Annotated in this window: 22 protein-coding genes; 5 read left to right on the top strand and 17 right to left on the bottom strand. The window is 63.1% G+C overall.

Translation table 11 applies throughout. From position 1 onward, the window contains the following. Position 1 precedes the first annotated feature (1 nt). Positions 2–1,897 (top strand): ABC transporter ATP-binding protein, encoded by a 1,896-nt coding sequence (locus FJ425_RS14175; RefSeq protein WP_140724300.1) that lies wholly within the window; start codon positions 2–4, stop codon positions 1,895–1,897. Here FJ425_RS14175 and FJ425_RS14170 read toward each other — a convergent pair. After that, positions 1,871–2,143 (bottom strand): exopolysaccharide production repressor exox, encoded by a 273-nt coding sequence (locus tag FJ425_RS14170; protein WP_140544959.1) that lies wholly within the window; start codon positions 2,141–2,143, stop codon positions 1,871–1,873. The two genes, FJ425_RS14175 and FJ425_RS14170, sit on opposite strands and share 27 nt — an antisense overlap. A gap of 607 nt (positions 2,144–2,750) precedes the next feature. Here FJ425_RS14170 and FJ425_RS14165 point away from each other — a divergent pair. The 4 genes from FJ425_RS14165 (at position 2,751) to FJ425_RS14150 (ending at position 7,304) form a co-directional block, all read left to right on the top strand. Continuing rightward, a complete protein-coding gene (locus tag FJ425_RS14165; RefSeq protein WP_140544958.1) occupies positions 2,751–3,428 on the top strand; it encodes a sugar transferase in 678 nt (225 codons plus the stop codon). Between the two features lie 184 nt (positions 3,429–3,612). After that, the gene (locus FJ425_RS14160) at positions 3,613–4,791 is read left to right on the top strand and encodes a polysaccharide biosynthesis/export family protein (RefSeq protein WP_140724623.1); all 1,179 of its coding nucleotides are present in this window, start codon (positions 3,613–3,615) and stop codon (positions 4,789–4,791) included. A gap of 115 nt (positions 4,792–4,906) precedes the next feature. Beyond that, positions 4,907–6,001, top strand: a complete 1,095-nt coding sequence (locus FJ425_RS14155) for an acyltransferase (protein ID WP_140628873.1) — start codon at positions 4,907–4,909, stop codon at positions 5,999–6,001. Between the two features lie 19 nt (positions 6,002–6,020). Continuing rightward, positions 6,021–7,304: an O-antigen ligase gene (locus FJ425_RS14150; RefSeq protein ID WP_140724298.1), complete on the top strand. Its 1,284-nt coding sequence runs from the start codon at positions 6,021–6,023 to the stop codon at positions 7,302–7,304. A 270-nt stretch (positions 7,305–7,574) separates the two neighbouring features. Here FJ425_RS14150 and FJ425_RS14145 read toward each other — a convergent pair whose 3' ends face one another. The 16 genes from FJ425_RS14145 to FJ425_RS14070 all read right to left on the bottom strand — a co-directional run. Then, complete coding sequence (locus FJ425_RS14145) at positions 7,575–8,150, bottom strand: DUF1349 domain-containing protein (protein WP_140724295.1); 576 nt, start codon at positions 8,148–8,150, stop codon at positions 7,575–7,577. A gap of 121 nt (positions 8,151–8,271) precedes the next feature. After that, on the bottom strand, positions 8,272–9,711 hold the full coding sequence (locus FJ425_RS14140) for an aldehyde dehydrogenase family protein (RefSeq protein WP_140724292.1): 1,440 nt from the start codon (positions 9,709–9,711) through the stop codon (positions 8,272–8,274). Positions 9,712–9,837: 126 nt separating this feature from the next. Then, positions 9,838–10,323, bottom strand: coding sequence for a hypothetical protein (locus FJ425_RS14135; RefSeq protein ID WP_140724289.1), 486 nt, complete (start codon positions 10,321–10,323; stop codon positions 9,838–9,840). Between the two features lie 213 nt (positions 10,324–10,536). Then, positions 10,537–11,604 (bottom strand): sn-glycerol-3-phosphate ABC transporter ATP-binding protein UgpC, encoded by a 1,068-nt coding sequence (gene ugpC, locus FJ425_RS14130; RefSeq protein ID WP_140724286.1) that lies wholly within the window; start codon positions 11,602–11,604, stop codon positions 10,537–10,539. Positions 11,605–11,607: 3 nt separating this feature from the next. Beyond that, complete coding sequence (locus FJ425_RS14125) at positions 11,608–12,456, bottom strand: carbohydrate ABC transporter permease (protein ID WP_140724283.1); 849 nt, start codon at positions 12,454–12,456, stop codon at positions 11,608–11,610. Next, complete coding sequence (locus FJ425_RS14120) at positions 12,456–13,379, bottom strand: sugar ABC transporter permease (protein ID WP_140628853.1); 924 nt, start codon at positions 13,377–13,379, stop codon at positions 12,456–12,458. The genes FJ425_RS14125 and FJ425_RS14120 overlap by 1 nt, the downstream gene beginning before the upstream one ends. Before the next feature lie 189 nt (positions 13,380–13,568). Then, positions 13,569–14,846, bottom strand: coding sequence for a sugar ABC transporter substrate-binding protein (locus FJ425_RS14115; RefSeq protein ID WP_140628851.1), 1,278 nt, complete (start codon positions 14,844–14,846; stop codon positions 13,569–13,571). Positions 14,847–14,871: 25 nt separating this feature from the next. Next, positions 14,872–16,092, bottom strand: coding sequence for a PLP-dependent transferase (locus tag FJ425_RS14110; protein WP_140628849.1), 1,221 nt, complete (start codon positions 16,090–16,092; stop codon positions 14,872–14,874). Continuing rightward, positions 16,089–16,820 (bottom strand): FadR/GntR family transcriptional regulator, encoded by a 732-nt coding sequence (locus FJ425_RS14105; RefSeq protein WP_140628846.1) that lies wholly within the window; start codon positions 16,818–16,820, stop codon positions 16,089–16,091. Before FJ425_RS14105 ends, FJ425_RS14110 begins: the two co-directional genes overlap by 4 nt. A 140-nt stretch (positions 16,821–16,960) precedes the next feature. After that, complete coding sequence (locus FJ425_RS14100) at positions 16,961–17,620, bottom strand: DUF2161 family putative PD-(D/E)XK-type phosphodiesterase (protein ID WP_140544936.1); 660 nt, start codon at positions 17,618–17,620, stop codon at positions 16,961–16,963. A 51-nt stretch (positions 17,621–17,671) separates the two neighbouring features. Next, positions 17,672–18,949: an L-fuconate dehydratase gene (locus FJ425_RS14095; RefSeq protein WP_140628843.1), complete on the bottom strand. Its 1,278-nt coding sequence runs from the start codon at positions 18,947–18,949 to the stop codon at positions 17,672–17,674. 52 nt (positions 18,950–19,001) lie between these two features. Continuing rightward, positions 19,002–19,733 (bottom strand): SDR family oxidoreductase, encoded by a 732-nt coding sequence (locus FJ425_RS14090; protein WP_140628840.1) that lies wholly within the window; start codon positions 19,731–19,733, stop codon positions 19,002–19,004. Positions 19,734–19,749: 16 nt separating this feature from the next. Beyond that, complete coding sequence (locus FJ425_RS14085) at positions 19,750–20,196, bottom strand: MaoC/PaaZ C-terminal domain-containing protein (RefSeq protein WP_040993608.1); 447 nt, start codon at positions 20,194–20,196, stop codon at positions 19,750–19,752. Positions 20,197–20,204: 8 nt separating this feature from the next. Beyond that, positions 20,205–21,278, bottom strand: a complete 1,074-nt coding sequence (locus FJ425_RS14080) for a Gfo/Idh/MocA family oxidoreductase (protein ID WP_140724281.1) — start codon at positions 21,276–21,278, stop codon at positions 20,205–20,207. Next, positions 21,271–21,600: an L-rhamnose mutarotase gene (locus FJ425_RS14075; RefSeq protein WP_140628834.1), complete on the bottom strand. Its 330-nt coding sequence runs from the start codon at positions 21,598–21,600 to the stop codon at positions 21,271–21,273. The genes FJ425_RS14080 and FJ425_RS14075 overlap by 8 nt, the downstream gene beginning before the upstream one ends. Positions 21,601–21,610: 10 nt before the next feature. After that, on the bottom strand, positions 21,611–22,152 hold a 542-nt coding region (locus FJ425_RS14070; RefSeq protein WP_281407505.1), incomplete at its 5' end, for an enolase C-terminal domain-like protein.

Genomic DNA, 22,152 nt, shown 5'->3' with positions numbered 1-22,152 from the left:
TATGGGCTGGTCCTCGAAGTTTCGCCTGTCGCTTTTGCGCGATGTCGCCGGTTTCGGCGCCATGGTGGCGCATGTCGGCGGACGGCGCACGGCGACGGCGCTTGCCTTCCTGATCCTGGGGAGCCTCACCGAAGGCATTTCGATCCTGCTGCTCGTTCCGCTGCTGCGCCTGATCGGCAAGCCCGACCAGGACTATGCGGTGCGGGTGCCGGAGGCCTTGCATCGACTGGTGCCCGGCGGAACGCTGTCGCTTGCGAGCGTGCTCTCACTGCTCGTCGCGCTGGTGGCGCTGCAAGCGATGTTCAACCGCTTCAAGTCGGTCTACATGGCACGGCTGCTCTATGACTTCGTCAACCGCGTGCGCATGAACCTGTTCGAGAGCGTCGGCAAGGCGCGCTGGGGCGTTTTCACCCGCATCCGCAGCTCGGATCTGGACCATGCGCTGAACGGCGACGTCGACCGGGTGCAGGTTGCGGCCTTCTCGCTGCTGATGCTGACCCAAGCCACACTGCTCCTGGCCGGCTATCTCATTGTCTCGCTGTTCATCTCGCCGGTGATGACGTGCTTCGCCATCCTTGTCGGTCTGGTGCTGCTGGTTGCGCTGCAGCCGTTCCGGGCGCGCGCCAGCGCCTATGGCCGCACGCTGACCGGCAATCGCCAGGACCAATACCGCACCGTCTCCGAGTTCCTCGGCGGCATTAAGGTCGCCAAGAGCCTGAACGTCGAGGCAAGCTATTTTGCCGAGCTCGGCGCAACGCTGGACAGGATGAAGGCCGACAACATCGCCTTCGTCCGCAACAACTCGCTCGGCACCGCTCTGTTCCAGGTTACGAGCGTGATCGGGCTGAGCCTCTTCATCTATATCGCGCTGGTTCGCTTCCACCTGTCGCTGGCCGAGATCGTCGTGCTGCTGCTGGTCTTCATGCGGGTCGCGCCGCGCTTCATGGACATGCAGCTTCAGACCCAACAGGTGCTGATCAATCTGCCGGCCTATGCTTCGATGCAAAGCCTTCAGGCTCGCTTCGATGCCGAGCGCGAGCCGGAAGAGAACGTGACCGAACAAGGCGCAAAACTGTCGCTTGAGACCGGCCTCAACATCCGCGATGTGGCGTTCGCCTATGGCGAGGGCGACGGCAAACCGGTGGTCAGCGACATCACCTTCGGTCTGCCGGCCGGCAAGGTGACGGCGCTGATCGGCCCTTCGGGTTCCGGCAAGAGCACGATCGCCGACATGCTGCTTGGGCTGCTTGAACCCACCCAGGGACGTATTCTGGCCGACGGCGTGGAGATCACGGCGCAGAATCGCAGGGCCTGGCGCGATCAGGTCGCCTATGTGCCGCAGGATGTGTTCCTGCTGCACGACACGATCGCCGCCAATCTGCGCCTTGCGGCTCCTGAGGCCAGCGACGAAGAATTGTGGGCAGCCCTGCGAAACGCCCATGCGGCCGATTTCGTGGAGCGGCTGGACTCGCGGCTCGATACGGTGGTGGGCGACCGCGGCGTCCGCCTTTCCGGCGGCGAGCGGCAGCGCATCGCATTGGCGCGTGCGCTGCTGCGCAAGCCCTCGCTGCTCATCCTCGACGAGGCGACAAGCGCGCTCGACTGGCAGAATCAGTCGCTGATCGCCCAATCGATCGAGGCGCTGCGCGGCCAGATGACGATTTTGACCATCGCGCACCGGCCGTCGATGATCGCCTTCGCCGACTGGGTCGTGGCCATCGAGAACGGACGCATCGTCGAGGTCGGACAATATCGGCGGTTGAAGGCGAAAGCCGGCAGCCGGCTTGCGAGGATGCTGTCCGGCGAGCAGGCGGAGCGCGAAAGCGCGCCACCGATCGCGGCCGGGCTGTCCTGCGCGCCGGTCGAACGTTCAGTGGAGGCTGCGTCTGGCGCTTAGCTTTTCGCCTTCGGCGACCTTGCTCAGGATCGGGCCGCGGTCCGCCTCGCGGGTCTTGTCGGCCGATGTCGGCGTGGCTCCTCCGATCATGGCAAAGACCAGAAGGAAATAGCCTGCCTGGATAATGACGGCGCAGACGATAGTGCGAAGCAGGATGGTACCCGCCGACGCGCCATCGAAATAGGACCAGCCGATGACGATCGCGAGCGCGAAGATCATTCCGACGATGAATTTCGGCAAAGACATGACCGCCGCCCTCTCAATCGAGACGAGCATGCAGAAGCTGCGACTTACCCACCCGCGTAACTCCCCGTTGCGCCAAAGAGCTCTTTCTGGCTGCCCAATCCGGCCGGTTGCTTCCGACCTTCCTTACCCATGCAGACTATGACAGGAACAATTTGCGACTCTATTAAGGCCGGCCTGCCGGAGCAAGGCCGTGCAGGTATGGTTTCCAACGATTTTACGAGATCGACTCTGCCATGCTGCGCCGCACACTCTGGCTCCGATAGCTATTCAATGAGACGTCTGCCGCTTCAGTCAAACTCATGGCTTTGATTAGTATTTTATGTGAATAACTTACCATTGCGAGTGCTTCCAGCGGCATGCAACCGCGTTTCTTCTGCAGCAAAGAATGCACTGTCCAAAAATGGCCCGAAAAGCGGACTACATTTTCCTGGTTTTCTCTCACCTTGTCATAAACGCGCCACAAAGGTGAAAATTCGGGCAAGGCAGATTTATTATTTAATCAATTCATGACGTGAACATTTCAACGCGATGGGAAATTGTGTGTTGCGCTGCAGCATTTTTTTGGTATCTTGCCGTAAACCATCCGTTCAACGTATGGAGCTTCTGCATGAGGGACGTCGCCAAGTCGGCAAATGCGAGTTTTGCGCAGGCCGGCGTTGATTTTCCACCCCCCATCGGCGGTCTGCTCAAACGCAGTTTCGATGTCGTTGGTTCCCTGGCTGGGCTGATCCTGCTGAGCCCGCTCTTCCTGATGGTCGCGCTGCTGGTCAAGCTTTCGGATAATGGTCCGATCTTCTATGGCCACAAGCGTATCGGCCGCGGCGGCAGGATTTTCTCCTGCCTCAAATTCCGCACCATGGTGCCGGATGGCGAGCGCGTGCTCGCTGCGTATCTGGCGGCCAATCCGGAAGCCAACGCCGAATGGATCGCGACGCGCAAGCTGAAGAACGATCCGCGCGTCACCCGCGTCGGCCAGGTGCTTCGCAAGCTCAGCCTCGATGAGCTGCCGCAGATCCTCAACATCCTGCAGGGCGACATGAGTCTTGTCGGCCCGCGCCCGGTCGTGCGCGACGAATTGGAAATCTACGGCAGCGCGGCGGTCTATTACCTGAAGTCGCGCCCTGGTCTCACCGGTTTGTGGCAGGTGAGCGGCCGCAACGACGTATCCTACGACACGCGCGTCGCCTTCGATCGCCATTATGTCGAGAACTGGTCGTTGTCCGGGGATATTCGCATCATCTTCAAGACTGTTCCTGCCGTGTGGATGTCACGCGGCAGCTATTGACCGACGGGCCTGCTCCGCCAGATTCGGGGCAGGCATCCGGCAGTGATCTCATCGGGCGGATGGGGCCAAAGCGAATCGGAAAACGTATTTGACAAAAGACCTCTTCGGACTGCCCTTCGCATGCAGTCTCATATCCAGGACCACAGCCCGCTTCGGGGGCGTCTTGCTTGCTGCGTTGCTGGTCATGCCGCAGGTCGCTGCCGCCAGCGACTATCGGCTTGGACCGCTGGACAAGCTCAACATCCGGGTCGCCGAATGGCAGACGGTCGACGGCACGTTCCGCGATTGGTCGGCCCTCAATGGCGAATACGCGGTCGGCCCGGGAGGGACGCTCTCGGTGCCGTTCGTCGGCGACATGCAGGCCGCCGGCAAGACGACGGCGGAGATCGCTTCCGCGATCGGGCTTGCATTGCAGCGCAAGCTGGCGCTGCCCGACAAGCCGGAAGCTTCGGTCGAGATGGCGCAGTTCCGGCCGTTCTACATTTCCGGCGAAGTCCAGAACCCCGGGCAGTTTCCCTTCGTGCCCGATCTGACTGTGCTCAAGGCAATCAGCATTGCCGGCGGTATAAGGCGCAATGCCGACTATGGTCCGCAGCTCGAAAAGGATCTGATCACCGCCAAGGGCAGCTATGAAATCTATGACGACCAGCGCTTGCGGCTGATGGTCAGGCGAGCCCGCATCGACGCCGACCTCGCCGGGAAAACGACTTTCGAGGTGCCTCAGGAAATTCAAGGCGATCCGAGATTGCCGACCATCGTCGCCGACGAAACGGCGATCCTGGTCTCCGACCAGAAATCGCTGAAGCTGAAGCTCGACGCACTCGACGACCTGAAGGGTGTTCTGCAGTCGGAAATCGAATCGCTGCAAAAGAAGATCGCCAACCAGCAGAAGCAGGTCGACCTGGCCTCGAAGCAGGCCGACAGCATCGGTCCGCTGGCGCAGAAGGGCCTGGTCGCCAATGCGCGCCTGCTTTCCTCGCAACAGTCGGTCACCGACCTGCAGGGCAAGATCCTGGACTATGAGACGGCCATCCTCACCGCCAAGCAGTCGATCAGCAAGGCGGAGCAGGACGCCATCGATGCCCGCAACACACTGGGTTCGACCCTCACCGCCGATCGGCAGGCAACGGAAGCGAACCTTAATGAGGCGGCCTTGAGGGTCGGCATGCAGAAGGGCCTAATCGCACAGGCATCGGATCCGGCAACGGCTGCCGCCTACACCGGCAATGAAGAGCCAGCCCTGCTCTATTCGCTGGTGCGCGTCGTCGACGGCAAGACTAGCGAGGTCGAAGCCAAGGAAGACACGCCTATCCTGCCGGGCGACGTGATCAAGGTGAAGCTGGCGCCGACGGCCAGCCAATAGCGCCGCCGGCCCGGGTTTGTCCGAAGCGAACCGGAACGGAGGCGGGAGGGACAAGCCAGGCTCGTTCGCGCGCAGCGCGGGCGAGCGATCTGTTTGGACCGCTTGAAGGCATAACATGCAGCCCGCAGCCCAGCGTCACGTGTATCTGAACCTCGACGCCATCCGCGGCGTGGCGGCGATCAGCGTCATGCTCTACCATTTCTCGCCATTCCTCGCCGACGGCAAGGTGCTGCCGTCGAGCTATCTCGCGGTCGATCTGTTCTTCCTGCTCAGCGGCTTCGTCATCGCGCATGCCTATGACCGCAAGATCGAAACCGGCATGGGCTTCGGCACTTTCGTGGCCATCCGCCTGATCCGGCTCTATCCGCTCTATCTAGCCGGCACGCTGCTCGGCTTCTTCTATTTGCTGGTCAAGAACAGACTGATGCCGGCGGAATACATGCCGCTGTCCGAGATCGGCATGCAGCTGACGACCGGCATGTTCTTCATCCCGCTGGTCAGCGACGCCTATCACACGATCTTTCCTCTCAACCCGGCATCGTGGTCGCTGTTCTTCGAGCTCATCGTCAACATCGCCTATGTCGCTGTCTTCGTGCTCCTGTCGCGGCGGGTGCTGACGGGGATCGTCGGCGCCAGCCTCGTGCTGCTCGTCGTCGCCTCGGTTTTCGCCGGCACGCTCGATTTTGGCATGACTGGCAAGACCATCGTCAGCGGGCTGCCGCGCGTAACCTTCTCGTTCTTCCTGGGCGTGCTGCTCTGCCGATCGATGGCGCGCTGGCAGGGCAGCTTCGGCTTCCTGCGGCGCGGCTTCTGGGTCGAGGGCGCGATCCTGCTCACGCTTGCCGTCTTCGCCATTGCCCCGGCTGCCGGCGGCGCGCGCATTGCCTACGACCTCTGCGCCATCGTCATCGTCTTCCCGATCATGGTGATGACCGGCGCGGTGGCGCCGACCGCGCCGCGACTGTCAGGCGTCTATGGCTGGCTCGGGCGGATTTCCTACCCGATCTACATCATCCACACGCCGATGCTGATGATCATCGCCGGGGCCGGCAAGGCCTTCTCGATCGATCCGTTCGCGCATCATCCCTTGTTCGGCATCGTGATGGCGGCGACGGTTGTCGTCATCGCTGACATCGCCACGCGCGTCTATGATGAGCCGGTGCGGCGCTTCCTGCAGCGGCAGATGCAGCGCGCCCGGGCCGTGGCTTAGCGCGGGACAAAAAGCCGGTATGAAGATTCCGAAATCCATCCTGATCGATCCCGATCGCAACGAGACCTACGGCATTTTCGCCGTCGCGGTTTCCACGCTCGCCTTCGCCTACTCGCCCAATTTCGGCCAGATCCTGATCCTCGCCTACTACGCCGTCTGGCTGCCGCTGCTGTTCGTCGACTATCGGCGCTTCACCTGGAAACTCTCCAGCGCCTGGCTGCCCATTCTGCTTGCGGCCTATGTCTGCCTCTCGGTGTTCTGGTCGCAGGCGGCGGGCATCAGCGCGCGCGCGGCAGTGCAATATTCTTCGCATATCGTCTGCGCCTATGTCGCGGCGCGCACCATTAGCGTGCGCACGCTGGTGGTGGGCTCGCTGATCGGCATCTTCTTCGTTCTGCTCTATTCACTCGGAGTCGGCGGTTACGCGCTCGACACTCTCGACGGCACGGTCAATTTCGTCGGCGCCTTCGGTTCCAAGAACCAGGTCGGCTTCTTCTCTTCGCTCGGCATCTTCTTCTGCCTGGCGTTCCTTGTCTTCTACCGGCGCAACTGGCTGGGCTTCGTCTGGACCGCGCCGATCATGCTTTTGTCGGTCTATATGCTGGCAATCGCCCATTCGGCGACGTCGGTGGCCTCGCTGCCGGCGGTCATTGGCATCGTGGCGCTGCTCACCATGACCAAGGTCCTGTCGCGACGCTATCGCCGGGTGCTGTTCATCGTCGGCGCCGGGGCGCTGGTGACGGGCGTGGTGGCAGCGCTCAACCTCGGGCTGCTGGACGTCGTGCTCGGCATCTTCGGCAAGGATTCGACGCTCACCGGCCGCACCTATCTGTGGGAACAGGGCTGGGAAGCAGCGCAGCAGCGTCCGCTGCTCGGCTATGGCTATGCCGCCTATTGGGTGCAGGGTTTTGCCGATCCGGAGCGGCTGTGGGCGGAATTCTATATCTCGACGCGCTCCGGCTTCCACTTCCACAACACCTATGTCGAGACGCTGGTCGAAATCGGCTTCATCGGCGTCACCTTGCTGGCGCTGGTCATCCTGCGCGCCTTCTACGGCCACGTATCGAAGGTGGTGTTCGGTGGGTGGAGTGCCGATTCGGTGGTGCTTGCCGGCGCGACCGGGCTGATGCTGATCCGCTCCTTCTTCGAGGTCGAGATGCTCGGCCCCTATTTCATGGCGTCCTTCGTCGTCTATTACAGCCTGTTCAAGCTGAGCCCATTACCGGCTTTCCGGCGCCGCCAGATGGCCGTTCCCGCCGAGGACGAGAGGCCGGCCATCGGCCGCATGCCGGCACCGACCTGAGAGGCTTTTGGCGTGCTCGCCAACGATCTGGGGATCCGCCCGATCGGCTTGCCCAAGCTCGAAATCCTGCACGTGCCGTGTAAACGCCTATGTTACATCGGCCTGCCGCGCCGGGCGGCTTTCCAACGGCGCAACCTGGTACGCAGAAATGCCTTGCCCCCAAACGGCAGCGAAGGTTTGCCTGGCCGCCGGCCCGTGCCATGCTGCGTCAGGCAAGGCGCCGTGTTACCCTTGTCGCGGCAATCGCGAAAGAACCACGCGGTTCCGTCCTCACCCATGCAGGTCCCTTGCAATCGCCGGCCCGATCGTGAAGCCGGAGAAGGTCGCCTCAAAGCCCTCGCGCTGCGGCGAGCAGCACATCATGCCGACATCGACCGATTTCGAGATCGGGAAATAGGCCAGGCGCACCGGTTTCCAATGGCCGTCCGAGGCGTCCAGATACTGGATGCGGATCGCCTCGGCGTGGCGGGTCAGGCGGATCCTGACGCCGTCCTTACCGGCGGCAATGGCGACCAGCGACCAGTCGGAGGTGTCGTTGGTGACGACGACGGAGAAGTATGCCAGCCCGTCGGTGTATTCGATGCCGGCCTTGATCCAGTGCGTTTCGCTCAGGCGCAGCATCAGCCCCGCCTGATCGTAGAGCACCTTGTAGTCGCCCATGACAGTGACTTCGGCGCTGAAATCACCCTCGACGGAACGGTAGAGGAAATGGCCGTTGTCACGCCAGAAGCCGTAGAAGGTCTCGCGCCAGAAGTCGGTGTCCTTGCCTGTTCGGACGGTGAGCGTTCCGTCGCCGACCGTGTGGTGCGGCGGCGGGTTGAGCCATGTCATGTCGGCCACGCTCATCGATCTCCTCCCGGATTGGACTAGTGCTTTTCACCGTTTCATGGAAACGGCGAAACGCCCTATCTCCTTGTTTTTACGCAATTCCGGACGGAAAACCACCAACACTTTTCCTGGAATTGCTCTAGCCGGCGAATGTATAGGCGGTCTTCACCGTGGTGTAGAACTCCATCGCGTAACGGCCTTGTTCGCGCGGGCCGTAGCTCGAGCCCTTGCGGCCGCCGAACGGCACGTGGAAATCGACGCCCGCCGTCGGCAGGTTGACCATCACCATGCCGGCTTCGGAATTGCGCTTGAAATGCGTCGCGTGCTTCAGGCTGGTGGTGCAGATGCCGGAAGTGAGGCCGAACGGTGTGTCGTTGGCGACAGCCAGCGCTTCGTCATAGTCCTTGACGCGGATGACATTGGCGACCGGGCCGAAAATCTCCTCGCGCGAGATGCGCATCGCATTGGTCGAGCCGACAAACAGCGCAGGCTGCAGATAAAAGCCAGGCGCGCCGCGTTCCAGCCGGTCACCGCCGAAAGCGAGCTCGGCGCCTTCCTGGCGGCCGATGGCGATGTAATCCTCGTCCTGCTTGAGCTGGGTCTGGTCGACGACCGGACCGATCTGGGTCTTGGCATCGAGCGCATCGCCGATGACGAGCTTGTCCAACCGCTCCTTGATTGCATCGACGAAACGGTCGTGGATGCCGTCGGCGACGATCAGGCGCGAGGACGCCGTGCAGCGCTGTCCGGTCGAGAAATAAGCGCCGTTGACCGCGCAGTCGACGGCCACCGCGAGATCGGCGTCGTCGAGCACGACGAGCGGATTCTTGCCGCCCATTTCGAGCTGGAATTTGCGCATGTGCTCCACGCTTGCCGCGGCGACGCGCTTGCCGGTACTGACCGAGCCTGTGAAGGAGATGGCGTTGACATCGGGATTGTCGAGCATCGCCTGGCCGACCACCGAGCCCTTGCCCATGACGAGGTTGAGCACGCCCTTGGGCAGGCCGGCACGGTGCAGGATATCGACGATGGTCCAGGCGCTTTCAGGAACCAGTTCGGCCGGCTTGAAGACGATCGTGTTGCCGTAGGCCAGCGCCGGCGCAACCTTCCAGGCGGGAATGGCGATGGGAAAATTCCACGGCGTGATGATGCCGACGACGCCGACGCCCTCGCGCGTCATCTCAACGCCGACGCCAGGCCGAACGCTCGGCACCATCTCGCCCGACAGGCGCAGCGTCTCGCCGGCAAAGAAGTCGAATATCTGCGCGGCGCGGATCGTCTCGCCGACGCCCTCTGCCAGCGTCTTGCCTTCCTCGCGCGCGAGCGACCGGCCGATCTCATCCTTGCGTGCCATGATCTCGTCGGAGGTTTTCTTCAGCACGGCATGGCGGGCCAGCGGGCCTGAGCGCGACCAGGCCGGAAAGGCCGCCTTGGCGGCCGCGATGGCCTGCTTTGCCTGCTCAGGCCCGGCCGAAGCATATTCGCCGACGATGTCGTTGGTGTTCGAGGGGTTGATGTTGCGCGAGCCGGCCTCGCCAAGCCACTCGCCGTCGATCAGGTTCTTACGCAGCACGGTCATTGTCTTGTTCCTTGAAGCTGGGGGTAGCGGCAGTCCGTCGGCCGGTCAATTGTCGGACAAATGATATAATGATTGTCCCATGGCAGGTCTACCGGCCTTCTGCGACAAACCTAGGGCCTTGCCGCGTCAGGTCGAGAACGACCAGAACAGGCAGGCGAGCGTGACCGCGCCGAAGGCGACGAAGAACAGGCTTCTGAGCAGGATGTTGCGGCGAAGCTCGTTCATGGTGAGTTGCGCCGCAACGATCACTGCCACGAACAGGAAACGCCAGTTGAAAAGCGCCCAGAGCACCTCGTGCTGGCCGAAGGCCCATCTGGCAAGCAGCGAGCCGACGATGGTCGCGAACAATACGATCGTCGCCCAGAAGATCGCATCGGCCGCATGGGTCAGCACGACGCCGGCGGCGCGGATGGGCAGGATCATCATCAGCATGGCAGCGAAAAAATAGACGGCGGCGATCGCCAGGAACGAGCCGGCGTCGGCGATGCCGTCGAGACGCTTCACGCCGAACGCGCCATAGGGATAGCCGTGCCTCGCCACGGCCAATGACAGCGCCATCAGCAAAGCGCTCAAAACCGTGACCAGTGCGAATGTGCCGAGGGCCTTGCTCATGCCTTTTCCTGTCGAGACGAATCAACAGGAGTTTAGCAGAGCGTGGGCCTCGAAAGCCGCAATTCACTGCTCGACATTCTCGAAGACGTCGACCCTTAAGCGATCAAGTTGGTTGCCATGACCAGCGAGACGATCGCGCCTGAGTTGAACACCCACGTCTGCGGCCGGTGAGTTGCTGGTGGAGCCTTCCGATGACGCGCCGCTGCTGGCCAGCTAGCCGATACGATCGCCACTCTTCGGATCGAACAGATGCAGCGCCGTCGGATCGGCGGTGAGGCGGATCCTGCCGCCCGGCCTCACATCGCTGCGGCCCATGACGAAGACGCAGATCTGCTGGTTGGCCAGCCTGACATAGAACTGCGTCGACAGGCCGAGCGGCTCGACCACCTCGACCTCGGCCTTCAGCGCGCCGTCGTCCACGAGCTTGATGTGCTCCGGCCGCAGTCCGATGGTGAGGTCGTCGCCATCGCTCAGCGGCAGGCCATCCGGCAGCCGCAGCTTCTGGCCATCGGCGAGCACGGCATCCGCCTTGCCGCCCTTGGCGACCTTAGCCGGCAGGAAGTTCATGCCCGGCGAGCCGATGAAGCCGGCGACGAAGGTGTTGACCGGACGGTCGTAAAGCTCCAGCGGGCGGCCGACCTGCTGCACATAGCCGTCATGCATGACGACGATGCGGTCGGCCATGGTCATGGCCTCGATCTGGTCGTGGGTGACATAGACCGAAGTGGTCTTGAGCTGCTGGTGCAGCGCCTTGATCTCGGCGCGCATATGGACGCGCAATTTGGCGTCGAGGTTGGAGAGCGGCTCGTCGAACAGGAACACTTTGGGGTCGCGCACGATGGCGCGGCCCATGGCGACGCGCTGGCGCTGGCCGCCGGAGAGCTGGCGCGGCAGGCGACCGAGATAGGCGTCGAGGCCGAGCCGCTTGGCGGCGGCCCCCACCCTGCCGTCGATCGTCGTCTTCTCGGCCTTCTTCAAAAGCAAGCTGAAGCCCATGTTGGAGGAGACATCCATATGCGGGTAGAGCGCGTAGGACTGGAACACCATGGCGATGTCTCGGTCCTTCGGCGCGACGTCGTTGACCAGCCGCTCGCCGATATGGATCTCGCCGCCGGTAACTTCCTCCAGGCCGGCGATCATGCGCAGCAGCGTGGACTTGCCGCAGCCGGACGGGCCGACCAGCACGACGAACTCGCCATCGGCGATCTCGAGATCGACGCCGTGCAGGATGCGCAGCGCGCCGTAATCCTTCTCGACGTTTTGCAGCGTGACGGAAGCCATTTTTCATCCTTTGACCGCGCCGGCGGTGAGGCCGGTGACGAGATAGCGTTGCAGGAAAGCGAAGAAGGCGCAGACCGGGATCAGCGCCAGGATGGAAGCCGCCATCATCTGCCCCCAGTCGACGGCGAACTTGCCGATGAAGGTGAGCAGGCCGACGGCAAAGGTCTTCTGCTCGTCGCTGGAGATCAGCATCAGCGCGAACAGCAACTCGCTCCAGGCGGCGGTGAAGACGAAGCCCAGCGTCGCGCCCATGCCGGGCAAGGTCAGCGGCACGATCACCCGGCGCATCGCCTGAGCGCGGGTGCAGCCGTCGATCATCGCCGCTTCCTCCAGGTCTTTCGGGATGCCGTCGAAGAAGGACTGCATCAGGAAGGTTGCGAAGGCGATGTTGAAGGCGGTGTAGATGATGATCAGGCCGATCAGGCTGTTGGTGAGGCCGAGGTCGCCCATGATGCGGTAGATCGGCGGAATGACCATGACCAGCGGGAAGGTCTGGGTGAGCAGCAACAGGATCGCCAAAGTCGCCTTGCCGCGGAAAGTGAAGCGCGACATGGCGTAGCCGGCAAGCGTAGCGATGACCGTGACAAAGGCGGCCGTCGACACCGAGACGATGACGCTGTTGAGGAAATAGCGCGGAAAGTCCGATGCCTCGAGCACGGTGACGAAATTCTGAAAGGTCGTCTGCGACGGCCAGAAGGTGGTGCCTTCGGAATAGAGCAGGCGTTCGGGCGTCACCGAGATCTTGAGCGTCCAGAAGATCGGAAACAGCGCGAAGATCACGTAGGCCGCGATAGCGCCGTAGAGACCGATGCCGCCGAAGATGCGCGAGGAGGTTGAGCGACCGGCGATCATCAGACGTGCCTCACCAGCGTGCGGCGGATGGCGATCAGGCCGATGGCGTAGGCGATGAGCAGCACCAGAAGCAGCACCGCAACCGCCGAAGCGTAGCCTTTGTCGAGCGACTTGAAGGCGCTGACATAGATGTAGACCGGCACCGTGCTTGTGGAGCCGGCCGGCCCGCCCTCGGTCATGACGAAGATCAGGTCGGCGAAGGTGGCGATCCAGATGGTGCGCAGCATGACTGTGATGACAATGGTCGGCGCTAGGAAGGGCAGCGTCACCTTGGTGAAGCGCTGCCAGGGCGAAGCGCCGTCGATGGCCGCCGCCTCATGCAGCTCGGAAGGGATCGACTTCAGCGCCGCCAGCAGCGTGATGGCGAAGAACGGGATGCCGAACCAGATGTTGGCGACGATCGGCCCCCACATGGCGGTGGCGGGATCGGACAACACGTTGGTCGGCTCCGCCTTCAGGCCAAGCGCGAACAGCCAATGCGGCAGCGGCCCGATGATCGGGTTGAACAGCCAGGCCCAGGTGAGGCCTGAGAGAAAGGACGGCACTGCCCAGGGCAGGAACACGACAGCCTGCACTATCCTGCGGCCGTAGAAGGGCTTGTCGAGCAGCAGCGCGAGACCCAGGCCAAGAAAGAACTGAAAGAACAGGCTGGCAACCGTCCACCACAACGTGTTGATCAGCGCCTGGCCGAGCATCTGGTCGGAGAGCATCGCCTGGTATTGGGCGAGGCCGACATATTGCGACTTGAAGGCCGAGAATTTGCGGAAGGAATAGCTGATGCCGATGACCAGCGGCACCAAAAGCACCAGGACCAGCAGGACGATCGCAGGCGATAGGTAGAGCCACGGCTCGATCGCGGCCTTGCTCAGCCGTTGCTTTCGCGGCCGGGCGGCGGATCGGATTTCGGAGACGGCGTAGGTCATACGTTTTGGCTCTACGGTGGTGAGTGGGTGCCGGGGACGGCGACAGCGTCCTTCTCCCCGTTCAACGGGGAGAAGATGCCGGCAGGCAGATGAGGGGCAGCGCGAACTTACGAAGGTGTGGCGCTGCCCCTCATCCGGCCCTTTGGGCCACCTTCTCCCCGTGAACGGGGAGAAGGGAAACCCTGCGCATTACTTCTTGTTCTTCGCCATCCAATCCTGCTGTTCCTTGGTCAGGAACTTGGCCCATTCGTCGGCGACATCCTTGGCCGGCTTCTGGCCGAGCAGCACTTCCTGAAAATTCTTGATCGCCACCTGGTCGACGAAGTTGCCGAGGTTCTCCAGATGCGTCGGCGGCGTCACCATTTCGTATTTGGAGCTGTCGCTGAGCTCTGTGAACCAGCCCTTGAACTGCTCGGTCTTGAAATGCGCGTCCTGGTCGGCGCCATTGTGGATCGGCACGACGCCGACTTCCTTGGCCCATTCCAGATTGTCCTTGGGCGACAGCAGCGTCGCCATCAGCTTCCAGGCCTCGTCCTTGTGCTGGGAATTGGCGAACATCGCCCAACCTGCATAGCCGAGCGTCGGGTAGGATTTGCCGCTCGGGCCTACGGGCAACGGCGCGACCGCAAAGTCGTCGGCGCTCATCTTGTCGGCGATGCCGAGCAGCGCGTCCGGATCCTGGTTGAGCATGGCGCAGGTGCCGGAATAGAAGCCGGTCACCGTCTCGTTGAAGCCCCAGCTCACGGAATCTTTCGGCGCCAGGCCGTTCTTGTACATGTCGGCCAGCATCTGCAGACCCTTGACCGAGCCTTCGTCATTGATGGTCGAGACGCCGTCGTCGGTGAAATAGCCGCCCTTGCCGTCGGCGATGTTCATGAACATGTGCATGCCGTTGAAGGCGCCGGGGCCGCCGCGCAGGCAGTAGCCGTATTTGCCGGGGATGGCGGAGATCTTCTTGGAGAACGAGACGAACTCGTCGAGGTTTACCGGCGGACGGTCCAGTCCGGCTTCCTTGAACAGCTTCTTGTTCCAGAACAGCGCGTTCACATAATAGCCATAGGGAATCATGAACTGGGTGTTGTTGACGGTCGAGCCGAACTGCTTGGCGCGGTCGCCGAGCGTCTTGGCGTCGGGCCATTTGGCCATGAAGGGACCGAGATCCTCGAGCTGGCCGTTGTTGGCATAGAGGCCCATCCAGCGTTCCGGCATCTCGACGACGTCGGGCGTGTCACCGGCCTGCACCATGGTGAGGAACTTCTCGAAGGCCTGGCCCCAGGGCAGCGAGACCACTTCCACCTTGATGCCCGGATTGGCGGTCTCGAATTCGGCGATCTGCTTCTTCAGGAATTCGGTGCGCGGCGGGCTGGTGATGACCTCGACCAGCTTGATGGTAGTGTCGGCCAGCGCGCCGCTGGCGGAAATCGCAAGGCCGGCCACGGCGGCAAACATGAAGGTCAGTCTTTTCATCTTCGGGACTCCCATTTTTGGACTACTATTTTTTTGATTTGTCGAAGGCTTTACTTTTGTCGAAGGCTTGGGCGATGTCGGCCCAGAGGTCCTCGACATTTTCCAATCCGACATTGAAGCGGATGGTTCGGGGGCTGACGCCGAAGCGCGCCATCGAATTGATGCCCGGCGTCTGCTCGAGCGAGGCCTTGGCCGGCACGACTAGGCTTTCGTGGCCGCCCCAGCTGACGCCGATACGGAAGAACTTCAGCGCATCGACAAAAGCCGGGATGTCGACATCCTCGGCGACCTCAAAGGAGAACAGGCCGGCATAGCCGGCTAAAGTTTTCTTGCCGGGGTGGTTGGAATAGGCGGGATGGTTGACCCGCTCGACCTTGCCATGCGCCTTCAGCCGCTCGGCAATGATGAGCCCGCTCTTCATGTGATGCGGCAGCCTGAGCGGCAGCGTGCGCAGGCCGCGCAGCAACAGCCAGCCTTCGAAGGGCGACAGCTTGCCGCCAAGCTGCGAATAGGTCTGTTCGTTGATGTGCTTGATGTGGGCGGCTGAGCCGGCCACCACACCGGCGACGGTGTCGCTGTGGCCGCCCAGATATTTGGACGCCGAATGCAGCACCAGGTCGACGCCATGCGAGATCGGCTTCTGGAAGACGGGGGTGGCCCAGGAATTGTCGATGGTGGTGACGATGCCCTGCTCCTTCGCCAGCCGCGTCAGATGCTCCAGGTCCTGCAGCTCGAACATCATCGAGGTCGGGCTTTCGAGATAGAGCAGCTTGGCGCCGGGAAGTGCTGCCGCAACCGCGTCGGGATCGGAGCCGTCGACATAATCGACCTTGATGTGCAAGCGCGGGAACAGCCGCTCGAACAGGCGGTAGGCGTCGCCATAGCAGTTGCGCACGGCGACCATGCGCTCGCCGGCGCCGACAAAGGCGAGGACCGTGGCGCTGATGGCCGCCATGCCGCTCGAAAAGCCGCGCGCGGCCTCCGCGCCTTCGAGCGCGGCGACACGCGCTTCGAATTCCATCACCGTCGGATTGTCGCCGCGCGAATAGATCGGCTGCTTTCGCCGTCCGGCGAAGGTGTCGGCCATGTCGGCATAATTGGCGAAGGTAAACAGCGAGGTCTGGTAGATCGGCGGCACCACCGCACCGTCTGGAAACGGATCGTCATGCGCCAGAAGCGTCGCCGCCTCGCCGAGGTAGTCGCTGGCCATCGAGGCCGGGTCGAAAGTGCTGGGCTGCTCGTTCATCTGCGGTCCGAAAGTTTGAGGTTGGCAGCGCCGCGCTTCAAATCGTCCTCGACGGTGGCGATGAGTTTTAGCGCCTCGGCGCGAGCGCCATCGGGGTCACGCGCGGCAATGCAATTGAAGATGGTCCGGTGATAAGGAAAGCTGGCATGGCCGAAGTCGCGCACGCCGAGAGGATGCTCCCAGAAGCGGTGGAACAGCTCGTACATGGCGGCGATGATCTGCTCGAACAGCGGATTGCCGGAAGCGCGGAAGATCGCCTGGTGGAACTCCCAATCCTCGTCCGAGGACATGCCGGCGCGGGTCTGGAAGGCCTCTTCCATGAGGTCGAGCTTGCGCTCGATCTCGGCGAGCTCAGCTTTGCCGGCACGAATGGCGCAGAGCGCAGCGGCCTCCGCTTCCAGCGCGCGCCGGATCTCAAGCGTGGACATCAGGCCGGCGAAATCATTGCCACCGGCTAATGTCAGCGGCATGTGCAGCATATCGGGCGAGACGGCGGCCTTGAGGTAGGTGCCCGAACCCTGCCGCCGCTCGACAAGGCCGAGGCCTTCCCAGCGCGTCAGCGCCTCACGCACCGTGTTGCGGCTGACCTTGAGGCGTTCGGCGAGGATGCGCTCGGTCGGCAACTTCCCGCCGGGACCCAAAGCCTCCTGCCGCACGAACCCCGCCAAGGCCTTCAGCACCGCGTCGTCGCGCGCCGTCGTCTGGATGGGGGGCAGGAAATCGGTCACACCGGCCAAGCCTAAAGTGGTTCAATGGTCCAACCAATTTCTGCACATGCGGAAAGATGAGTCAACAACCGAAACCAGGCCCGACGCCGAATGGCGGGTTCTCCGGTCACAACGCCGAGTGGTAAGTCGGCAAATCGTCCTTACAACGTCGCCGGCAAAGGTCCGATGGCGGCCAAGCCGGCTTCGGTCAGCGCGTAGACGCCGCGCTCGGCCCTGGCGAACCAGCCATAGTAATTGTGCAAAAGGATGTTGGCGGCGCGCGGCGAAAGGGTTTTGAGATCACGCGGCCGTTTCGGGCCGTCGACCATCGCGGCGGCGCAGGCGAGCGCTTCCTGCCGGTAGGCGGTCATGATCGGCTTCTTGCGCGTGCTGCCGCCGACGGACGGATCGCCCTTGCGGCGGTGATGCTCCTCGACCAGACGCGAGCGCCGCCTGGGATCGCGGCGCGGCGGCAAGGCGGCAGGACTGAGCAGCAGTTCCACCTCGCCCTTCTTGCCGACGCCCAACAGGCCGAAGCCGAGACGGCGGCAGAGCGCGCGGAAGCGACGGTCATGCTCACGGCCCTTGCCGCGCGCCGACATCAAGGCGGCCAGCCAGACCTCGTCACAGGCCGCCGCGCGGTCGACGGCCTGCAGGACGAGCTCGAGGTTGAATTGCAACTTGAGCTCGCAAATGACGACGACGTCCGGCTCGCCCGCGCGCACGCCGACCATGTCACAGCCGCCGATCTCGCCCTTGACGGCGAAATCCATGCTCTCGAGGAACCGCTTCACCGGCCCGTAGAGGGAGGTTTCCTGCATGGCAGAGGCATAGCCGATTCGCAGCGGTCCGGCACGCCGGGCCACCCCATGTCAGCCGCGATGCAGATAGTCTTCGATCGACCTGGCCTTCATCTCGATCGAGAAGCCGGGCGCCGTCGGCGGCATATAGGCGGCATCGCGGATCACGCAGGGTTCGATGAAATGTTCATGCAGGTGATCGACGTATTCGATGACCCGTCCGTCCTTGCTGCCTGAGACAGCGATGTAGTCGATCATCGACAGGTGCTGGACATATTCGCACAGGCCCACACCGCCGGCATGCGGCCAGACCGGCAGGTCGAATTTGGCGGCGATCAGCAACACCGCCAGAACCTCGTTCAACCCGCCCATGCGGCAGGAATCGATCTGCACGACGTCGATCGCGCCGCCGGCGATGAACTGCTTGAACATGATTCGGTTCTGGCACATCTCGCCGGTCGCGACCTTGATCGGCGCCACCGCCTTGCGGATTTTCGCGTGGCCGGCGACGTCGTCCGGACTGGTAGGCTCCTCGATGAAGAAGGGCTTGGCGAAGGCAAGGTCCTTGAGCCAGTCGATCGCCTGGTCGACCTCCCAGACCTGGTTGGCGTCGATCATCAGGTAACGGTCCGGGCCGATCACCTCGCGGGCGATCTTGAGGCGGCGGACATCGTCGGCGCGGTCGCGGCCGACCTTCAGCTTGATGTGGTTGAACCCATCGTCGACCGCTTCCTGGCAAAGACGCCGCAGCTTGTCGTCGGGATAGCCGAGCCAGCCGGCGGAGGTGGTGTAGCAGGCGTAGCCTTCGCGCTCGAGCGTGGCGATGCGCTCGGCCCCGTGGGCCTCGGCCTTCTTCAGGATCGCCAGCGCCTCGGCGGGCGTGATGGCGTCGGTGAGATAGCGGAAGTCGACGATGCGCACGATCTCTTCCGGGCTCATCTCGGCGATAAGGCGCCAGACCGGCTTGCCGGCTTCCTTGGCCCAGAGATCCCAGACCGCGTTGACCACCGCACCAACCGCAAGATGCATGGCGCCCTTGTCCGGGCCGATCCAGCGCAGCTGGCTGTCGCCCGTCACGTGGTGCCAGAAGCGGCCGGGATCCTCTTTCACCCAGTCGAGATCGAGCCCGACGACGAGGTGGCGCAGCGCTTCGATCGCCGCGCAGCAGATCTCGTTGCCACGGCCGATGGTGAAGGTGAGGCCATGGCCTTTCAGCGACGGGACATCGGTGTCGAGGATGACATAGGCAGCCGAGTAATCCGGGTCCGGATTCATCGCGTCCGAGCCGTCGAGACTTTGCGACGTGGGGAAGCGCAGGTCGAAGGTTCTGAGGTCTGTTATTTTTGTCATTGCTGCCTCTTAACTGGCCTGTCTCGTAACTCAACCGGCGGCCGAAACGGCCTCAGATCGACCAGCCGCCGTCGATATTATAGGCCTGCCCGGTCGTATAGGTGGCGCCGGCCAGGTAGACCGCAAGGTTGGCGATCTCCTCCGGCGTGCCGATCCTGCCCATCGGCTGACGGGCGATGAAGGCGGCGCGCGCCGCATCATAGTCGCCCTGCGCCTGCATGCGGCCCTGAAGCGAGGGGCTCTCGACGGTGCCCGGGCAGATGGCGTTGCAGCGGACGCCCTTGGCGACATAATCGGCGGCAATCGACTTGGTCAGGCCGATCACGGCCGCCTTGGTCACGCCGTAGGCGAAGCGGTTCGGCACGCCCTTCGGGGCGCCAGCCACCGACGCCATGTTGATGATCGAGCCATCGCCGCGCTCCAGCATGCCGGGCAGCACGGCGCGGATGGTGCGGATCATGGCGCGCACATTGAGGTTGAAGGCAAAGTCGAGATCCTCGTCCTTCATCTCCAGGATCGAGCCGGCATGGACGAAGCCGGCGCAGTTGAACAGCACGTCGACTTGGCCGATTTCGGCGAAAGCCGCCTTCACCGCGTCGTCGCTCAGCACATCGAGTTTTCGCGCCGTAATGCCGGGCGTCTTTGCGAAATCGGCCAGGGCCGCCTCGTTGATGTCGGTGGCGTGGACGATGGCGCCGGCCTTGGCGAAAGCCAGCGCGCTTGCCCGTCCGATGCCCTGCGCGGCCGCCGTGACCACCACGACCTTGCCAGTGATATCCGCCATGTTCTTGCCTCCGTGTTCAGCCGGGCCGTCGCTCGACGATATAGATGTGATCCGCCGCCAGCACGACCTCGTCGCGCTGGTTCAAAACCTCGACGCGTTCGATGACGCGTCCCGCGTTTGGCCGTTTCGGGTCGTCTTCCTTGGCGGCGATGGTGGTGCGCGTGCGGATCGTGTCGCCGATGAAGACCGGCTTGATGAAGCGCAGCCGGTCGTAGCCGTAGGAGAAGGCGACCGGGTTGATGACGCTCGCCGTCAGCCCGACGCCGACCGAGAAGACCAGCGTTCCATGCGCGATGCGCTGGCCGAAGGGCGTCGTCTTCATGAACTCGGCATCCATGTGATGCGGGAAGAAATCGCCGGTGTGGCCGGCGTGGACGACGAAGTCCGTCTCGGTAATGGTGCGGCCGCTGGTGAGGCGCGAGGAGCCGATCTCATAGTCCTCGAAATAGGTGGTCTGTTCCATGTCCGGCCTTACGGCTTTGCGGCCAGCGGCGTCGCCGGCGCTACGCTCGATTTATAGGCGGCCTCGACCAGCGCCATGGTATGCCAGGCGTCCTCGACGGAGCTGACCAGCTCCGCATCTTCGCCGGAGGCGAAGCGCTGCACATTGGCCATGCGGCCGACAAAGGCATCGGGGAACCATTCGCCGGCGAGCGGCACGGCGACCCAGTCCGACCCGCCTTTCGGATGGATTTCCAGAATATCCGGCTCGCCGCGCGGATAGTCGAGGTTGAGGCCGAGCTTGACATAGGCCGCGCCCTCGGTGCCGCAGATGCGGAACTCGCAGGCCTGGTGGCGGCGCCCGAATTTGTGGTCGTGGTTGATCGAGAGCGCGCAGCGCACCGTATCGCCATAGTCGAGGATGGCGCTGGTGCGGGTCTGCGCCACCTTGTGGTTGGGGTGGCCGAGCGTCTTGGCATGCACGCCAAGCGGATTGCCGAGAAGCTGGCGGATCAGGTCGAGATAATGGATCGAATGCATGGCGATCTCGACGCGTGGCGCCTTGAGCAGGAATTCCCACAGCTGCCAGGGCGTGTCGAGCGCCAGCAGCGCATCGAAGTCCACCACCTCGCCCAGCCATCCCTTGGCAACGGCGTCCTTCAGCGCCAGCATCATCGGCGCGAAGCGGAGCTGGAAATTGACCGCCGCCTTGAGCCGCTTGGCGCGGCAGATTTCGAGGATTTCCGTTACCTCGCCGAGATAATTGCCCATCGGCTTCTGGATCAGCGCCACAGCGCCATCCGGCAGGGCCTTCAGCACCTCGGCATGGCGGCCCGGCGGCGTAGCGAGGTCGAAGATAGCATCCTTCACGGCCGCTGCTTCCTCAACCGAACGGAACGCCGTCACGCCCCATTTGTCGGCAAGCTTCTGCGCTTTGGCCTGATCCGGATCGTAGAGGCCGGAAATAGGGAAGCCGCCCTTGCGGTAGGCGGGGAAATGCGCATCGCCGACGATTGAACCGGCGCCGAAGGTGACGATCGGGCGCGGCTTTAAAGGCTTTGGCCAGGACTGCGCCAGCGATGCCGGATCGAAGGCATCAGTCATGATGGAAGACCTCGTCCATCGTCGCCCACCATTCGCCTTCCTTGCGGGTCGGCAGCGGCTCCTGGCAGGGCATGCAGACCGACCACCATTCCTGCGTCTTCGGGTCGGCGGCCATCTTGGCCATGTCGGCGGCGTAGTCGGTGCCGTGATATTCGAAGTAGGAGAAAAGCAGGTTCTCCGGCCGCTTCAGGTAGATCGAATAGTTCTTGATGTTGCAGGCCGAGATCATGGTCAGCACGTCCGGCCATACGGCGGCGTGGAGGCGGACATATTCCTCGACCTTCTGGGGCTTCAGGCCCAGCACCATTCCCATCCGCTGCATATCCGCCTCCCTATTTCACGATCGCCATAGTGAACTCGGCGATGCTTTTTGCCTTCACGGCGTCCCAGTCCCAGTCGATGCCGATGCCGGGCTCGCTGGGCGCCAGCGCATGGCCATTCTCGATGCGCATCTTGGCGCCCGTCAACTCGTCGAGCTGCGGAATATACTCGACATATTTGCCGTTCCGGATGGCGCAGACCAGACTGACATGCAATTCCATCAGGAAATGCGGGCAGACCGGCATGTCGAAGGCCTCCGCGGCGTGGGCGACTTTCAGCCAGGGGGTGATGCCGCCGATGCGACCGGCATCGACCTGAATGATGTTGCAGCCGCCCTTCTGCATGTACTCGCGAAAATGCCTTATCGAATAGAGCGACTCGCCGACCGCGATCGGCGTCGCGGTCGAGTTCGACAGCCGCACATGGCCGTCGATGTCGTCGGCCGGCAGCGGCTCCTCGATCCAGGCGAGATCGAGGTCGCGCAGGCGCTCGGCGCGGCGGACCGCCTCGTCGACGGAAAAGCCCTGATTGCAATCGGTCATGATCTCGTAGC

This window comes from Mesorhizobium sp. B2-7-2 (assembly GCF_006440775.1).
GTDB lineage: Bacteria > Pseudomonadota > Alphaproteobacteria > Rhizobiales > Rhizobiaceae > Mesorhizobium.
Note: the sequence above shows the minus strand (reverse complement) of the source record. Positions and strands in the feature narration are given on the sequence as shown.

Excerpts from the sequence above, each read along its gene's own strand:
- FJ425_RS14160 (WP_140724623.1), top strand. The coding sequence starts at position 3,613 with ATGCCGCAGGTCGCTGCCGCCAGCGACTATCGGCTTGGACCGCTGGAC.
- FJ425_RS14085 (WP_040993608.1), bottom strand. The coding sequence starts at position 20,196 with ATGGAACAGACCACCTATTTCGAGGACTATGAGATCGGCTCCTCGCGC.
- ugpC (WP_140724286.1), bottom strand. The coding sequence starts at position 11,604 with ATGGCTTCCGTCACGCTGCAAAACGTCGAGAAGGATTACGGCGCGCTG.
- FJ425_RS14170 (WP_140544959.1), bottom strand. The coding sequence starts at position 2,143 with ATGTCTTTGCCGAAATTCATCGTCGGAATGATCTTCGCGCTCGCGATC.
- FJ425_RS14155 (WP_140628873.1), top strand. The coding sequence starts at position 4,907 with ATGCAGCCCGCAGCCCAGCGTCACGTGTATCTGAACCTCGACGCCATC.
- FJ425_RS14075 (WP_140628834.1), bottom strand. The coding sequence starts at position 21,600 with ATGCAGCGGATGGGAATGGTGCTGGGCCTGAAGCCCCAGAAGGTCGAG.
- FJ425_RS14145 (WP_140724295.1), bottom strand. The coding sequence starts at position 8,150 with ATGAGCGTGGCCGACATGACATGGCTCAACCCGCCGCCGCACCACACG.
- FJ425_RS14090 (WP_140628840.1), bottom strand. The coding sequence starts at position 19,733 with ATGGCGGATATCACTGGCAAGGTCGTGGTGGTCACGGCGGCCGCGCAG.
- FJ425_RS14150 (WP_140724298.1), top strand. The coding sequence starts at position 6,021 with ATGAAGATTCCGAAATCCATCCTGATCGATCCCGATCGCAACGAGACC.
- FJ425_RS14095 (WP_140628843.1), bottom strand. The coding sequence starts at position 18,949 with ATGACAAAAATAACAGACCTCAGAACCTTCGACCTGCGCTTCCCCACG.
- FJ425_RS14115 (WP_140628851.1), bottom strand. The coding sequence starts at position 14,846 with ATGAAAAGACTGACCTTCATGTTTGCCGCCGTGGCCGGCCTTGCGATT.
- FJ425_RS14080 (WP_140724281.1), bottom strand. The coding sequence starts at position 21,278 with ATGACTGATGCCTTCGATCCGGCATCGCTGGCGCAGTCCTGGCCAAAG.
- FJ425_RS14125 (WP_140724283.1), bottom strand. The coding sequence starts at position 12,456 with ATGATCGCCGGTCGCTCAACCTCCTCGCGCATCTTCGGCGGCATCGGT.
- FJ425_RS14165 (WP_140544958.1), top strand. The coding sequence starts at position 2,751 with ATGAGGGACGTCGCCAAGTCGGCAAATGCGAGTTTTGCGCAGGCCGGC.
- FJ425_RS14140 (WP_140724292.1), bottom strand. The coding sequence starts at position 9,711 with ATGACCGTGCTGCGTAAGAACCTGATCGACGGCGAGTGGCTTGGCGAG.
- FJ425_RS14120 (WP_140628853.1), bottom strand. The coding sequence starts at position 13,379 with ATGACCTACGCCGTCTCCGAAATCCGATCCGCCGCCCGGCCGCGAAAG.
- FJ425_RS14110 (WP_140628849.1), bottom strand. The coding sequence starts at position 16,092 with ATGAACGAGCAGCCCAGCACTTTCGACCCGGCCTCGATGGCCAGCGAC.
- FJ425_RS14135 (WP_140724289.1), bottom strand. The coding sequence starts at position 10,323 with ATGAGCAAGGCCCTCGGCACATTCGCACTGGTCACGGTTTTGAGCGCT.
- FJ425_RS14100 (WP_140544936.1), bottom strand. The coding sequence starts at position 17,620 with ATGCAGGAAACCTCCCTCTACGGGCCGGTGAAGCGGTTCCTCGAGAGC.
- FJ425_RS14175 (WP_140724300.1), top strand. The coding sequence starts at position 2 with ATGGGCTGGTCCTCGAAGTTTCGCCTGTCGCTTTTGCGCGATGTCGCC.